Origin of the sequence: Calothrix sp. NIES-2098, from assembly GCF_963875125.1 — a bacterium.
GTDB lineage: Bacteria > Cyanobacteriota > Cyanobacteriia > Cyanobacteriales > Nostocaceae > Aulosira.
In genome coordinates, this window is sequence record NZ_CAWNKJ010000001.1 from 6757275 (window position 1) to 6771915 (window position 14641).

15 protein-coding genes are annotated in these 14641 nt (G+C 41.5%); 8 read left to right on the forward strand and 7 right to left on the reverse strand.

The window, feature by feature from the left end; translation table 11 throughout:
- Positions 1-2 precede the first annotated feature (2 nt).
- Complete coding sequence (locus tag AACU33_RS28245) at positions 3-1523, reverse strand: sensor histidine kinase (RefSeq protein WP_096593082.1); 1521 nt, start codon at positions 1521-1523, stop codon at positions 3-5.
- Positions 1480-3462 (reverse strand): CHASE3 domain-containing protein, encoded by a 1983-nt coding sequence (locus AACU33_RS28250; protein WP_096593085.1) that lies wholly within the window; start codon positions 3460-3462, stop codon positions 1480-1482. The genes AACU33_RS28245 and AACU33_RS28250 overlap by 44 nt, the downstream gene beginning before the upstream one ends.
- A 200-nt stretch (positions 3463-3662) precedes the next feature.
- Between AACU33_RS28250 and AACU33_RS28255 the strand changes: the two genes are divergently transcribed.
- Entirely contained in the window at positions 3663-3962 is a 300-nt protein-coding gene (locus AACU33_RS28255; RefSeq protein ID WP_096593088.1) for a hypothetical protein, read from the forward strand.
- Positions 3963-4033: 71 nt separating this feature from the next.
- On the opposite strand, the gene AACU33_RS28260 is transcribed toward AACU33_RS28255, so the two are convergent.
- The 4 genes from AACU33_RS28260 to AACU33_RS28275 form a co-directional block, all read right to left on the reverse strand.
- A complete protein-coding gene (locus AACU33_RS28260) occupies positions 4034-4513 on the reverse strand; it encodes a hypothetical protein (protein ID WP_096593090.1) in 480 nt (159 codons plus the stop codon).
- A gap of 395 nt (positions 4514-4908) precedes the next feature.
- The gene (locus AACU33_RS28265; protein WP_096593093.1) at positions 4909-5673 is read right to left on the reverse strand and encodes an energy-coupling factor ABC transporter ATP-binding protein; all 765 of its coding nucleotides are present in this window, start codon (positions 5671-5673) and stop codon (positions 4909-4911) included.
- A 41-nt stretch (positions 5674-5714) separates the two neighbouring features.
- Positions 5715-6380, reverse strand: a complete 666-nt coding sequence (locus AACU33_RS28270) for an energy-coupling factor transporter transmembrane component T family protein (protein ID WP_096593095.1) — start codon at positions 6378-6380, stop codon at positions 5715-5717.
- Positions 6373-7296 carry an energy-coupling factor ABC transporter permease gene (locus AACU33_RS28275; RefSeq protein WP_096593097.1) on the reverse strand — a complete coding sequence of 308 codons (924 nt, stop codon included), beginning with the start codon at positions 7294-7296 and terminating at the stop codon, positions 6373-6375. Before AACU33_RS28275 ends, AACU33_RS28270 begins: the two co-directional genes overlap by 8 nt.
- 829 nt (positions 7297-8125) lie before the next feature.
- Here AACU33_RS28275 and AACU33_RS28280 point away from each other — a divergent pair.
- From AACU33_RS28280 to AACU33_RS28310, 7 genes are all read left to right on the forward strand, one after another.
- Positions 8126-9121 carry a multicopper oxidase domain-containing protein gene (locus AACU33_RS28280; protein WP_096593100.1) on the forward strand — a complete coding sequence of 332 codons (996 nt, stop codon included), beginning with the start codon at positions 8126-8128 and terminating at the stop codon, positions 9119-9121.
- On the forward strand, positions 9114-9797 hold the full coding sequence (locus AACU33_RS28285; protein WP_339376340.1) for a hypothetical protein: 684 nt from the start codon (positions 9114-9116) through the stop codon (positions 9795-9797). Before AACU33_RS28280 ends, AACU33_RS28285 begins: the two co-directional genes overlap by 8 nt.
- A gap of 22 nt (positions 9798-9819) precedes the next feature.
- A complete protein-coding gene (locus AACU33_RS28290) occupies positions 9820-10299 on the forward strand; it encodes a hypothetical protein (protein WP_096593103.1) in 480 nt (159 codons plus the stop codon).
- A gap of 25 nt (positions 10300-10324) precedes the next feature.
- Positions 10325-10519 (forward strand): hypothetical protein, encoded by a 195-nt coding sequence (locus tag AACU33_RS28295; RefSeq protein WP_096593105.1) that lies wholly within the window; start codon positions 10325-10327, stop codon positions 10517-10519.
- A gap of 281 nt (positions 10520-10800) precedes the next feature.
- Positions 10801-11838, forward strand: a complete 1038-nt coding sequence (locus AACU33_RS28300) for a ComEA family DNA-binding protein (protein WP_096593108.1) — start codon at positions 10801-10803, stop codon at positions 11836-11838.
- A gap of 175 nt (positions 11839-12013) precedes the next feature.
- Entirely contained in the window at positions 12014-12448 is a 435-nt protein-coding gene (locus AACU33_RS28305; protein WP_096593110.1) for a ferritin-like domain-containing protein, read from the forward strand.
- 102 nt (positions 12449-12550) lie between these two features.
- Positions 12551-13519, forward strand: coding sequence for an FTR1 family iron permease (locus tag AACU33_RS28310; RefSeq protein WP_096593113.1), 969 nt, complete (start codon positions 12551-12553; stop codon positions 13517-13519).
- A gap of 168 nt (positions 13520-13687) precedes the next feature.
- Here AACU33_RS28310 and AACU33_RS28315 read toward each other — a convergent pair whose 3' ends face one another.
- Entirely contained in the window at positions 13688-14596 is a 909-nt protein-coding gene (locus tag AACU33_RS28315) for an ABC transporter substrate-binding protein (protein WP_096593115.1), read from the reverse strand.
- Positions 14597-14641: the final 45 nt, after the last annotated feature.

The following is a 14641-nucleotide window of genomic DNA, read 5'->3' on the forward strand; positions in this document are numbered from 1 at the left end:
TTTTAATCAACAGCCTTTAATAATTCTATCCAAAATCGGCTTCCCTGTTGGGGCTGGGATTCCACACCAGCGTTTCCTCCCAGACGTTCGACTCCTTTGCGGACAATAGCTAAACCAATACCTGTACCGGGATAAACTTCATTACTGTGTAAGCGATTAAATACTTGAAATATTTGCTGTTGATACTGTTGTGCAATCCCAATACCGTTGTCTTCTACCCATAGACGGATGCGGTTTTCTCGTTGTTCGCTCCATACCCGTATTTGCGGTGTTACGCCTGGGGAAACGAACTTGATCGCGTTGGTTAGAAGGTTGGTAATCACTTGGATGAGAATTGTACGATTGCCCATAACTTCAGCTAAAGGTTGTGCAATTTGCACTTGTGCCTGACGCTGCTGTAATTCTGGTTGTAACTGCCTGAGAATTTCTGAAATTAATATCGATAGATTAATCGGTTGCACTGGTATATCCGTGCGGCTGAGACGACTGTAAGCGAGTAAATCTTCAATGAGGCGATCTGCTTGCTGGGTACTGTCGATAATCCGGCGCAAATAATCTTGGTTGGCTTGGGATTGTGCGTCTTGATTTCTCAGCAAGATAGAACTGAAACCAGAAATCGCCCGTAATGGTTCGCGTAAGTCGTGGGAAATCGTGTAAGCAAATTCTTCTAAGTCTTGATTGGCAACAGCTAATTGGCGATTTGTTTCTTCTAGCTCTCTGGTACGCTCTCTAACTCGCTGCTCTAGAATTTCGTTAAGTTGGGATTTTTCAATTTCCGCCTGTTTGCGAACCGTAATATCTTCAATTAAGCCATCAATTACGCTTTCACCTTCAATCTTTCTCAAGGTTGTAGTTAACAAAGTCCACATCAATCTTCCATCAGCACGGCGTAACTCTACCTCGATTTCTTGCTGCTGGGGTGAAGGCAGATTTAGTAGTTGGGTATAATTCTCTTGCAAGTTAAATGGCTGCATTGCCTGAGCTTGAGCTAATGAATTTACACTCAATAATTCTAGAAAAGCTCGGTTACACTCCAGCAAATCTCCCGTAGCAGTGGCACGAAAAACACCTAACTTTAATTGGTTAAGCAATCCTTGCAGGCGAACTTCTAACAAGGTGGCTCGGCGTTGAATTTCTAACCGTTCTAAAACCACGCGTACAGTAGTTGCAAGACGAGTGTAGCGATTGGGTTGTTTGAGAACATAGTCGTCTAAGCCAGACTTCATGGCCTCAACAGCAATCTCCTCACTACCTGTATTAGTAAACATAATTACCGGACAGGATGGATAGCGCTGCTTAATAGCGCGTAAAACTTCTATTCCATTACTCCAGAGCAGCTGGTAGTCGGTAATAACCAAGTCAAAATTATCTATTGCTATTGCATTTGATAATTCTGTGGCATCGCGAATTTCTTGTGCTTGGAGTTGCGTCAATTCTCGTCGCAATTGGCGAATGACTAAAGCGCGATCGCCTGGATTATCATCGATTACTAGAACCTTGAGTGCTTGAGTCGGTTGTGGCATGAGGATGGAAATTAGCTTTTGGTAGAGCAATCCAAAAACGACTGCCGATACTTGGTTGCGACTCAACCCCGGCTCGGCCACCCATGCGCTCAATACTTTTCCGCACAATGGCTAAACCAATCCCTGTCCCGGGGTAAGTTTCCACACCATGCAGTCGCTCAAAGACATTGAATATACGCTCCTGATGTTGGGGCGCAATGCCAATGCCGTTGTCTATCACCCATAAGTTTATCCAATCTTTTTGTTCCTGCGCATAAACCTTAACTTCTGGTTGTATTCCTGGTTTCACAAATTTAATCGCATTACTCAATAAATTTGTCACGACTTGGATGAGGGTAGGGCGGTGGGCTATGACTTGGGGTAGGGGTGAGATGACTGTGACTTTAGCCTGTTGCTCTTGAATCTGGGCGCTAATTTGCTTTAATGCTTCTTCTACTACCAAAGTTAAATCCACAGGATTGAGTTGGATATCAACACGGCTGAGGCGACTGTAGGCGAGCAGATCGTTGATTAAAGTATCCATCTGCACAGCACCTTCAGTAATATACTCTATGTATTCTTGCCCAATTGAATCAAGTTGGTCGCTGTAGTCTTCTAGTAATGCTTGGGCAAAACCTTGCATAGTGCGTAATGGTGCGCGTAAGTCGTGGGAGATGGAATAAGTAAAAGCTTCTAACTCTTGATTTGCTACTTGTAAGTCGGCTGTGCGATCGCTCACACGCTGCTCTAACTCGGAAGCATAGTTTTGCAGTTGTTCGCGTAGCAGAGATTGTTGGATGGCGATCGCTAATTGCGCGGTGACTTCACGAGCAATATCTTGAGTTTGAGTATCAAAAGCGGCTGTTTGTGTTGTTGTTAGGTAAAGTTCTCCCAGCAGTGTTTGTTCAACCAGCATGGGAATACACAGGCAACAGCGAATTCCCCCTAAGCGCAACTGAGCTAAAATCGGCGGATAGGAATTCTCAGTTGTCAAGTCTTCTACACAATAAATATCTTGCTGCCAGCTTTGCTCTCGGGCAAAATCTGTTAATGGCATTTGAGTACCTTCAGGAGGTTGCAATTCTCCGGTGACACTATGGCCAGCTATAATCCGACCAGTTCTTGTTTTAAAATCGAATAGGGCAACAAAAGCCTGCTGGTAAGGTACTAATTGATGCATTTGTTGCAAAGCAGCTACGATCAGTAATTCAATAGACTCGGCCGCCAAAATTGCCAGGTCAATTTCATGTAAGGCTACGAGTCTTTGCGCAGAATTTTGGGCATTTTTTGTTTGTTCTTGGGCAGTTGAGAGAGCATTTTCATAGCTGCGGGAAACTTTTGCCAACTGCCATTTGATAAAGTAGCCAATCAAGCCACCAATTGCGATTGACAAAAGAATACTCGTGAGGATGATTATTTGAGTAGTCTTTTGTGCTGTGTCGGCGCGTTGATTGCGTAGCTGCTCTTCGGTAGCGATAAAATCAGCAATTTGGCGGCGCATCAAGTCAGTTATTTGTTTGCGATCCTTCAACCCTGCTAGAGATTCAACTTCACCGCGTTGTTGACGAGCGATCGCTTGGTTAATCGATTTGTACCACGTTACTTGCTCCGATCGAATATCTTTTAAGCGTTTAGCTTGTGTAGGATTGTCGGCAACTAGATCGCCCAACCGATCGAAAGCAGTGTTAATTTTGGAGCTAGCTTGCTGGTAAGGTTCCAAAAACTCTGGAGTTCCCGTCAGCTGATAACCCCGTACTCCCGTTTCTATATCCAGCAGCAATTTCTGCAAATAATTTGCTTGGGAAATCACCCGATCGGTATGATCGACCCACTGCATCGCTGACAGCAGGCGGGTAATTTGCCAGATGGAGACCCCCGACAATAGTAATAGTAAGATAATCGGCAGAGCGATCGCGCCGAGCAGCCTCCGCCTGAATGCAATTTGAGTAATTTGCAGCATTTGCCCACACTACTGGAAAACCCGAACAGTTAGGTTTGCTCTATTTCATTTATAGAGGGAATGGCAAATAGGGAACAAAAGATACGGAGGAAAAAATCGTAGTCTTTGCGAAATAACGAGCAGAGGGAGCAGAGGAGCAGAGGAAGTGATTTGTATCAGTAATTTCGTGAATTGGGATTACAACGGTTCACCTAGCTCATGTGACTGTTCAACTAGCTCTTGCGACGGTTCACCTAGCTATTGTGACGGTTCACCTAGCTATTGTGACAGTTCAACTAGCTCTTGCGACTGTTCGCCTAGCTGTTGTGACTGGTCAACTAGCTGTTGTGACTGTTCGCCTAGCTGTTGTGACTGTTCGCCTAGCTATTGCGACTGTTCAGCTAGCTGTTGTGACTGTTCGCCTAGCTGTGGCGACTGGTCAACTAGCTCTTGCGACTGTTCGCCTAGCTCTTGCGATTCGTAAAGTAACTTCGCAACTCATAAACCACCCTTTTTTATGAAATTTACTTAAATATCTTTATATTTGTTATGCTGCTTTACCCTATGCTGAAAAATTTTTATTAGCTGCGATTTACTCAGGTTCGCTACAGTATTTATTAACCTCACCTACTAGCTTATCGGAATCTTTACCTGCGGTTTTAGCGGCTGCTGTCAGTGCTGTGTCGATTTCTGTTCTAGCCTTTTGCAGTTTTTCCCTTCCAGCTTCTGAGGCTTCGGCTGTCTTAGCTGAACCAAGAGCCTTAGCTGCTTTGGCGATCGCTTGACTGAGATTCCTGAAAACCTTAGCATACCGAGTTTGATATTCTTTTAACTTCGGATCTTCTAATTTCAGTTCCTCTATGGATTTTGTCACAGCTTCTAAATCTTTAGACAGTTGCAAGCTTGTAATTACCTGCTGTCCTTTATTTTTATCAATTAGAGAATTTGCATCATTTACCGCCTGAATTAGTCGCTGACACTGGGAGGCTTTATTCTCAAAACAACCAGTCAGCAGCAGCGCGATACTCAGACTAACAGGAAAAATAACGTTATATTTACGCAAAACAAACATGAACACCCACCAGCAGTAAAATCCCAACCATAGTATCCAATAATTCAGTAATTTGGCGATGAAGTAACGTAATTGGATACATCTATATAATTTACTACCTTTATTTTGTAGGCTACTGTTAGCGAATCAGAAGTCCTCACCCTAAATTCCTCTCCCAAAGGAGAGAAACTTTGAAATTTGCTCCCCTTCTCCCAATTGTGGGAGAAGGGGTTGGGGGATGAGGGCAAATTTTGCTTTCGTGCAAGAGGTCTATTGTTCAAATCCCCGACTTTTTCAAAAAGTCGGGGATTTTTGACCTCTCATAATTTGTCTGGCAGACTACTAGCTAGATACGGTGGGCAATGCCCAATTTATTCATGGGGTATGAATTACGAATTGCAACGAAGCGACTTGACTTACCAATCTACTGGCAAACCCAACCGATCTAAAGTATCTCCATCTTGTAAAAGTGGTTGAATGTCCCTGTCGATGGGAATCCGACCATTAGCCAGCACCAAAGCACGTTGAGTTACTTTACCTAACCAATTGAGGTCATGGGAAGCAATTAAAATTACCTGCACTGGCAAATTTAATAACACCTGCGCCAAGTGACGCCGCCACGCAGGATCTAGACCGTTAGTTGGCTCATCTAAAATCAAAATACTCGGCTCTAAGGCTAAGATTGCTGCTAGGGCTGCTAAACGTCTTTGTCCGCCAGAAAGTTCGTGAGCAGAACGGTTGGCGTAGGCTTCCAGTCCAAAATTAGCTAATAACTGGCGTGCTCGATCGATTGCAACTGCTGGCGGTACACCATAATTGCGCGGCCCGAAGGTCACGTCTTCTAAGATAGTCGGCATAAATAATTGGTCGTTAGCATCTTGGAAGCTAAAACCAATTAGACGGCGTACTTGAGATAGGGTTTTCTGTTCTACAGGAATGCCATCAATCCAAATTTTTCCGCTTTGTGGTTGTTTTAAGCCGATGAGATTTTCTAGTAAGGTGCTTTTCCCGGAACCAGTTGCACCCATTAGCGCCACGCGATCGCCTGGATTTAATTTAAAAGAAATATCTTTTAATACTGGCTCTTGATTAGTGTAAGCATATACCAAATTTTGAACCTCCACTACAGCAGCGTGGGGGTTACGGGTTGCAGATTGGGGATTGGAAGTTAAAGATTTCAAGATTCACAACTCAAGATTCACAACTGCGCTCCTACTAAGTATTAACTGTTAATGATTAACTGGTAGGAGCTAATGGTTAAACAAGCAGCGATCGCACAAGCTGCTAACAGGGTAAAACGCTCTTTGGGTTTTAATATTGAATCTATCGGTAGCTGCCCATTGTAGCCACGAGCGATCATTGCGGCGTGGACTCGCTCTGCCCGATCGAGACTTCGCAGATACAAGGCTCCGATCGTGGCAGCACTGGTATAGCGCAGCCAGCCAGCAGAACCTTTTAAACCTCGTAATTGAGCGCTACGCTGCATTCTTGTCACTTCTAACTGCAAAATTTCTAGGTACTGTCCGGCTAAGAGCAAATTTTCTTTTAACGGTAATGGTAGGGGTAAGCTCTTGAGCGCGATGCCGAAGCTATGAGGCGGTAAAGTTAACAAAAAACTATTCATAGCAATGAGACAGATGAGAGAACGCACTAGCAAAAAACTAGCGCGCTCCCATCCCAAAGGCAAAGCTAGGAAAGATAAAAATAGCAACTCAGTACCAAGTAATTTTCCTAATTGGGGAATGCGCACGCGTAACACCCAAGCCCATAAAAGTGCGATCGCTCCGTATGCACCCAGGTGATACCAAGCATGATGCTTTAACAAAGCCGCACCAATGACAATTATCAGCGAAAGTTGCAAGCGTAGCGGTAGGGGAATTTTAAGCATTATTCGGTTTTACTACCTTGGCAATTCCAAAAGCGACAGCAAAGCACACCGCAGCTCCTACAAGCCCAGCAATACTAGTACCAATTGTTCCCCAACCCGGAACGCTGTAATTAGCTAGGGGTGTGGGCACAATCACCCGCACTTGTTTGGCTAAGTCAATAAAGCCCAAATTCTCGGCAACTCTTTCTAAACCATCAGGCCAAGCTGAGGCAAAAAGTGAGAGTACACCTGCGACTAAAACAATGCTGACAACCGGTACTAACCAACCACGAAATTGCTGTTGTTCCCCTGGTAATAAATCGGGTCTTTCTCTGGCGAGGTATACCAATACGCTCCCAGTAATTAGCCCTTCACCAATACCAATCAAGATATGAGTACCCGTCATGGTTCCTAAAACTATACCTGCTGGTGCTGTGCCCGAAAGAGCTAGCTGAATAGCACAGGCGATCGCAGCTACTACTACACTTACACCTGCGGCAATGCCAGCAGCTAGGGGTAAGCGCCCTCTCGAACCGCCAAACAGCCGTTGCAATGTTTGAGTTAAACCCCAGCCAACCCAAACACCAATCACTGCCATGTTAAAAATATTCGCTCCCAAAGCTGTGATCCCACCATCGGCAAACAGCACAGCTTGGATAATTAATACTGTAGAGATGCACAATGTTCCTGCCCAAGGACTACCTAAAACAACTGCGGCTAGAGTTCCTCCTAGCAAGTGGCCGCTAGTACCCCCTGCCACTGGAAAATTAATCATCTGGGCAGCAAAAATAAAGGCTGTAGTTAAGCCCAGTATTGGAGCGCGACGAATCCCCAAAGCTTCTTGCGATCGCCTGAAAGCAATCAAGAGTGCTGCCGCACTCGCCAGACCCGTAGCTCCTGCTACTGGTACAGAAACAAATCCATCAGGAATATGCATGATGTGCCCCGTGTGTCATGTTTTTATTCACACAAATTACTCAATGTAACTGCGGCATTAAATTAATAAAAAGCAGAAATTCAACTATTTTTACAATGCCCTATTGGGGGATTTTATAGTGATACTTCCGGTAGATTGACAATAAAATATGCGTTAAATAATATACTTATTTTTTAATATTTAAAGTTTTGTTAATTTTATTTTTAGATTTAGATACTTAACTACGGAATTTACGCTGTTAATAGATGATATGAGCGCTATTTCAGGTTTTTCGGAATTGACAAATATTTATATATATCTATGTTTAGTAGGAAATTTATTTGATATTTATCTATTTTCTGAGCCAGCGAGTAAAAATAAATATCTCTCTGGAGTAAAGATTCCTATCAGACAAAATAGTGAGATTTAATCATATACAAATTACTTATTGGGAGCTTATTACTAAATTTAACGTTGAGTAAGTGATTAATATCACATTTAAAACTTTACAAGCAAAATATTTTTTAATTGCAAAATATTAAATATTCTTTTTTGATTTACTAATACAATTAAAATCTTTCTCAGAAAATACAGACAACGACTAAAAAAGAATCGAACCTTTTAGTAAAATTTCTTACTTTTGAGTTAGTAAAAATAATTACATCACACAATAATAGATAGAAAATTCCAGAGCGTTTTTCGAGTTTGTTGCAGCGAATTAACTTGATTGACGCCCTGAATTCCAAATCCCAGAATTATTGACAATAATTCCTAAGTCCTCTACTATACACAAGAGTAATTGCAAATAATTTGCAACTTTTTATTGTAACGCTAACCGTTAATTAATGTCATGCCCAACAACTTAGCTCTTGGGAAAGAAACACTTTGGAGCCGTCGTCAACTGCTAAAGCTGGGTCTATGTGGCACTGGTGTGACGGGAGTGGCAGCACTTTGGCACATGGCGAATGCCAAAAGAAAATCAATTGTCAAAGTTCCACCCCTAGAAATAGCAGCACCTGAAGGCGTAGCTCAACCCATGAAGATGCTAAGGAATTTCGATTATGGGACGCTGAAAAAAGAAAATGGACGTACCATCAGAGAATTTACTTTGACTGCGGGTACTTCTGTCCTTCAGCTCAATAGCGCTGTGTCTTACAACATCTGGGATTTAAACGGTCACATACCAGGGCCGACACTCAGAGTCAAACAGGGCGAACGGGTGCGGATACTATTTCTCAATAAGGCAGGACATTCCCACTCTTTACATTTTCACGGCATTCATTCATCAGACATGGATGGGATTCGCCCAGTCAGTAATGGTAGTGCCACAATCTATGAATTTGACGCCGAACCTTATGGCGTTCACTTGTATCACTGCCATATTGAACCCGTTACCCGTCATATTGCCAAAGGGTTATACGGAATGTTTATCATCGATCCGCCTACTCCCCGTCCGCCAGCTGATGAAATCGCATTAGTAATGGCTGGGTATGACATTAATGATGATAGCCACAATGAATATTACGCTTTCAACGGACTGCCCCACTTCTACATGGACAATCCGATCCGAATTTACAAAGATCAGTTAGTTCGGCTGTATGTCTTGAACATCATTGAATACGATCCGGCGGTGACTTTTCACCTTCATGCCAACTTTTTTGATGTTTATCGCACAGGGATGACTCTAACTCCTAGCGAGAAAACCGATGTCATCACGATGGGCGTAGCTGAAAGGCACATCTTGGAATTTGCGTTTCGCTATCCAGGTAAGTATATGTTCCATCCCCATCAAGATGCGATCGCAGAACACGGTTGCATGGGTGTATTTGAGGTCATGAATGCATGATTTGTCTATTTGTGATGAGACTTTGAATTTTCAATTGCTTGGTAATTTTGGTATGGCTGTAGATTCGCAGGTTGATTCAGTTTCCGGCCCTTTTCCCCGACAGTTTGATATCGCCAAGGTCGCTGTTTATGGATTAAGCATTTTGTCTGCGGGAATGTTTTTATTTTTACCCTTCATTAATCTATTGCATCCTAGTCCTTGGCAGCGATGGCTAGGAACGATACACGGCTTTGGGGCATTATTCGCCACAGTAGTTACTGTATATACCGGACATTTAGCCTTTCCCTTACTGCGGGGAGTCGGTCAAATTTTGCCGCAGATGCGTACTTTAACATTTTGGTCGAGTGCGATCGCCTTTTTAGGAATCGCTACGGGTAACTTAGCATATATGCGCTACCGTGCAGGCGCAGAAGTTGGCGGTGCTAGAGCTTGGCTCAAAGAAAATTCGCCTTTAGCACATTATATTTTCATGGAATACCACGAATTTAGCGTACTTTTTACTTTGCCTTTAGGAGTAGCTTGTACCTGGGTTTTGTGGAAGTATGGTGACTCAATTTTAGAAAAGCAAAATCGTCCTCTGCTAACAGCTACTTGTGTGGCTTTAATGGCAATGATGTTTTTTGCTATGGGTGGATTAGTCAGTGGAATTGGTGTTGCTAAAATCCATGCTTTGTAATTAAATTTTCGAGTTTGCTGAAATGTCTCAAAAACTCAATTTTTCATCGGAATTAGAACTTACATCTGAACCTTTATATGTGCGTCTTTGGCGGGGATTAAAGAGATTTCCTCGCGGATTAGCAGCAGGTTCAAAAAATCCGCCCAGCATTTCCGGTCCTGGTGCAGCAGCTTTAATTAGCCCAGGAATTGGCTGTTTTCTCATGATGGTGGTGCATCATTTATCAGATACATCCAAAGATATAGAAAAAACAGTTTGGGCACTGGGAAGCTGGATACCAGGAAGCCATTTTCAGAATAAATTTTGGGGAAATATTGGCAGTTATTCTGGCAAAGAAACAGCATTATTGCTGGGTTGGCTGATAAGTTGGGCTATTTTATCTGTTTTCTGGAAAAACAAACAGATTACATCGAGAACAATCTTTTTTTGGATGTTTACCTTACTAATTGCTGCCACTACGATGATCTGGCATCCTCTATTTCCCTATTTACCCTTGAGTTAATCAAAAGTTACGTAGAATTTGAAATATGGATAGACAAACAATCCACCTTTCTAGCCAATTGATGCACAAATATATTTGGATGTTAGTAGGGATTTTTACTTTATTAATCGCTACTTATCCTACAGCTATGATTCGGGTTAGTCAAAAGCCTAAATTTCAAGGTTATCATGTGAAATCTTTGCAAATAGACGGCACAATAACCAATCAGTCTGTAAAATAAAGACCCCATACAGCATCAAGATAGATAGCCATAGGGAGTCGAATTAGATTTTCTTGTGTTTTCATTTTAGCATTCCCAGGTTCTGATCTGGGAACTGCAATCAAGTAAACATCGCTCAATGAAATATCACTAAAGGTTATAAAAATATTCAAACTATAAGTTGATAAATTATATTAATTATGATAAATGAAAATAATAGTTAGTCATAAATAATATCAATAATACCCAACAAAAGTTGGATGCATTGAATTATCAAAATAGCAAACTTTTTCGGAGCAAAAATGATTAAACTACGCTATATCTTCCTGGCTGTGACAAGTTGTTTCATAGTTTCTCTCAGTTCTTGTAGTAATGGTACGCCTACTGCCAATAATTCACCCGTACCTGCTGCTAATTCTCCAGCACAAGTTACGGAAACAGCAAGCCACAATAGTCATGGAAGTAAAGCTAAAATTAACATCAATACGGCAATTTTGTCCGAGTTAGATAAGTTTGAAGCCAAGCTAGGTGTGCCAGCATTATCAAATAAAATTCAAGCTAGCCGTCCCTATGCAAACCCAGAAGATTTGGTAAGTAAAAAAGTAATTACTCAAGAACAATTCGACCAAATTAAAGACCAGGTGACAGTTCAAGAAGTAGTACTTACAGGTGAAGCCAAAGATGTTGATTACATGACAAAGCTAGGCTTAATGAAAGGACATCTTTTGGTAGCACAAGAACTTTTGGATCGAGATCAACCAAAACAGGCTGAACCGCATATTGGACATCCAGTTGAAGAGATTTATGTTGATGTTGAAGATCAACTAAACGAGCGCAAGGTGAAAGAATTTAAAACCACTTTGGTGAGTTTGCAAGATTTAGTCAAATCTAATCCTAAGAATGCCAAAGTTAAAACTGATTTTACCTCTTCAGTGCAAGCAGTTGATGGCGCGATCGCCGCTTTACCAGAATCTCAGCGCTCAAAACCAGGATTTGTGCTACAGGTAATCAACGGCTTGTTAGATGCAGCCAATTCCGAATATGGAGCTGCGATCGCCAATGGTAAAATAGCTGCTGCCATTGAATATCAAGACTCCCGTGGCTTTGTCGTCTACGCCAATGAATTGTATAAAGGTATTTCTAGCCAAGTAGCCCAAACAAGCCCCGACGCCAACAAAGCAATTGCAGCGAGTTTTGCGGACTTAGTCAAAGTTTGGCCCGCCGCTATCCCCCCAGCCCAGCCAGTTAAAACCCCTGAGGATGTCACCAAGCTAGTGAAAACCATTGAGCAAAATTCGCAAAAAGCGATCGATAAATCTAGCACCCAAGCCCAGCAGTAGCAATTTAATTAGATTTAAAGATGTAGAAATAGGCGCTTAAAATGATTAAATAGTGAGGAAATAATTAGGAGCTAAGAGTGAAGACCATCTCAACTTTTAACACTTCAAAAGAGTATCGCTCCTAACTTATTACTCATGACGCTACATTCGTAACCATTGCTTAACTTAACAACAGATGCAAGAGCTTGACCACAAAAAAACCATCGACCTATTGAATGCAATTATGGAATTTGAACTAGCAGGGGTGGTGAGATATACTCATTATTCCCTGATGGTGACAGGCCCTAACCGCATTCCAATTGTGGCTTTTTTTAAAGCGCAGGCCAGTGAATCTCTACTTCACGCCCAACAAGTCGGAGAAATTCTCACAGGTTTAGATGGACATCCCTCTTTGAGAATTGCGCCAATGGAAGAAACTTATCAGCATTCAGTCAAAGATATTTTGGCAGAAAGTTTATCCCATGAAAAGAAGGCGCTAGATTTGTATAAAAATCTTCTAGAAACTGTCACTAATGCCAGCATTTATCTAGAAGAGTTCGCTCGTAGCATGATTGGTCAAGAAGAAATGCATAATCTTGAACTGAAAAAAATGTTACGCGATTTTAGTTAATAGTCAAGAGTCAAGAGTCAATGGTCAAAAGTCAATATTTTGACTGTTGACTGTTGACTTTGGACTTTTTGACTTTAGACTGTTGACTTTGGACGATTAAAAATGAATTTTAGTACTGCCTTACCTACTTTTGTAATTACACTCCGAGAAGGAGTAGAAGCAGCCTTAGTTGTGGGAATTGTGCTGGCGCTACTGAAAAAAGCCAAACAATCTCGTCTCAATTCTTGGGTATATGCTGGTGTTGGTGTTGGTATTGTTGTCAGTGCGCTGATCGGTGTACTTTTTAGCTGGGTAATTCAAGCATTAGGTGCAGTTAATCCTCAATATACCTCTGTAGTTGAACCAATGCTAGAAGGTATATTCAGCGTATTAGCAATTATTATGCTCAGCTGGATGCTGCTGTGGATGACTAAGCAAGCCAAAGTTATGAAGGCTACAGTTGAGGGAGCAGTAACAGAAGCGCTAACCCAAAATTCAAATGCAGGTTGGGGTGTTTTTAGCTTAATTTTAATTGCAGTTATTCGCGAAGGTTTTGAAACTGTTCTATTTATTGCTGCTAATTTTCAACAAGGCTTTATGCCTGCTATAGGTGCTATTGCTGGTTTAATAACAGCAATTGCCATTGGAGTACTTTTATTTAAATGGGGCGTCAAAATCAATATTCGCCAATTTTTCCAAGTAATGGGCGTATTATTAGTTTTGATAGTTGCTGGTTTAGTAGTTTCAGCTTTAAAACACTTTGACGAATCTGTGGCTAATCTTGCTCTTAGCAGTCGTGCTACAGAAAGCCTGTGTTTCTATTACGAACGTTTTACTAAAGTTCACTCTTGTATTTTAGGGCCAATGGTTTGGAATACTTCTAAAATCTTGCCCGACGAACAACTTCCTGGCATTATTCTCAAAACTTTGTTTGGCTATCGAGAAAATCTTTACCTCGTACAAGCAGTAGGTTACTTAACATTTTTGCTTACCGTCGGCGGTGCTTACTTCCGCAGTATAACTGGTAGTTCTCCGCAAAATACCAAAAGTATTAAATCTGCACAAAAACCCATCGCTCCAGTAAAAGATTAGTATCAGAAAGCAGTCTCGATGAAAAAATTTTCATCGCCATGCATGAACTAGAATGAGACTTTCTGATGCGGATACGCGAGGAAATGAAAAAATCTCTTCTCTCTGTTTCTTTGTGTCTTCGTGGTAAAAATCTGAAACCATAGAGACACAAAGACACAAAGCATTAATCTAACTTCTTGCTGGTGTAGATAAAGCTTGCGTTAATTGCTGACAAGCTTTTTTTATTGCATCTATACTACCTGGATTTACCAGCCCGTAATAGTCAAAAGTATAAACCCGATTATTTTTTACTGCTTGCAGTTGTTGCCAAAATGTTTCTTTTTTCAAAGATTCTAGAAGTTGTGGATCTGCATTATTGACAACTATTAAGACCTCTGGATTTGCTTCTAGAACTTTCTCTGCTGAAAGCGTCACATACCCACTGATGGGACTTTTTCCTTGTAATTCTGCTACGAGGTTTTTTGCTTGAAATTTCGCTAGTAAATCCCCAGCCCAACTGTTTTTATTCGGTGCTAAAATCGGTTGACGACTAACTATGGCTAAAGTAGAAGGACTATCGATGGGTTTATCTGCTAAAAAGTTATTGTAGCTGTTTAATAAAGGCTGAGGATCGGCATTGATTAATTCAGCCAAGGTTCGAGTCAATTTTTCTAATGATTCCCAACTCTTAACTTGGGTAAGAAGAGTCTTGATCCCTAACTGTTGTAATTTTTGAATTGGTTGGTTAGAAAATCCTTCCGCACCAATCGCTAAATCTGGTTTGAGAGCGATAATTTTTTCTAAGTTAGGCGGACTTTGACCCTCACTCACGCGAGGAATATTAGTTAACCTGGGATCGTCTTTAAATAATTTACTACCAGTTATACCTACTAACTTTGATTTATCGAGTTGATAGATAATATCCGCCGCAAGAGAGGAAAGAGCCACAACTCTTTTGACAGATTCTTTTGGTAATTCCTGAGAGTGAGCGTTAGTAGGTAGTTGTGTCAATGGCTGCTGAATATTTGCATTGTTACAAGCAGCTAAAAATACACTCAATAAAAGTGCTAAAGCAGATAATAGCCAACGACTATACATTATAAAATCCTGAGCGATTCTATATAAATAAATAGCAAACGTAGC

Excerpts from the sequence above, each read along its gene's own strand:
- AACU33_RS28310 (WP_096593113.1), top strand. The coding sequence starts at position 12,551 with ATGAATTTTAGTACTGCCTTACCTACTTTTGTAATTACACTCCGAGAA.
- AACU33_RS28305 (WP_096593110.1), top strand. The coding sequence starts at position 12,014 with ATGCAAGAGCTTGACCACAAAAAAACCATCGACCTATTGAATGCAATT.
- AACU33_RS28245 (WP_096593082.1), bottom strand. The coding sequence starts at position 1,523 with ATGCCACAACCGACTCAAGCACTCAAGGTTCTAGTAATCGATGATAAT.
- AACU33_RS28260 (WP_096593090.1), bottom strand. The coding sequence starts at position 4,513 with ATGTTTGTTTTGCGTAAATATAACGTTATTTTTCCTGTTAGTCTGAGT.
- AACU33_RS28295 (WP_096593105.1), top strand. The coding sequence starts at position 10,325 with ATGGATAGACAAACAATCCACCTTTCTAGCCAATTGATGCACAAATAT.
- AACU33_RS28280 (WP_096593100.1), top strand. The coding sequence starts at position 8,126 with ATGCCCAACAACTTAGCTCTTGGGAAAGAAACACTTTGGAGCCGTCGT.
- AACU33_RS28275 (WP_096593097.1), bottom strand. The coding sequence starts at position 7,296 with ATGCATATTCCTGATGGATTTGTTTCTGTACCAGTAGCAGGAGCTACG.
- AACU33_RS28290 (WP_096593103.1), top strand. The coding sequence starts at position 9,820 with ATGTCTCAAAAACTCAATTTTTCATCGGAATTAGAACTTACATCTGAA.
- AACU33_RS28270 (WP_096593095.1), bottom strand. The coding sequence starts at position 6,380 with ATGCTTAAAATTCCCCTACCGCTACGCTTGCAACTTTCGCTGATAATT.
- AACU33_RS28300 (WP_096593108.1), top strand. The coding sequence starts at position 10,801 with ATGATTAAACTACGCTATATCTTCCTGGCTGTGACAAGTTGTTTCATA.
- AACU33_RS28285 (WP_339376340.1), top strand. The coding sequence starts at position 9,114 with ATGCATGATTTGTCTATTTGTGATGAGACTTTGAATTTTCAATTGCTT.
- AACU33_RS28315 (WP_096593115.1), bottom strand. The coding sequence starts at position 14,596 with ATGTATAGTCGTTGGCTATTATCTGCTTTAGCACTTTTATTGAGTGTA.
- AACU33_RS28250 (WP_096593085.1), bottom strand. The coding sequence starts at position 3,462 with ATGCTGCAAATTACTCAAATTGCATTCAGGCGGAGGCTGCTCGGCGCG.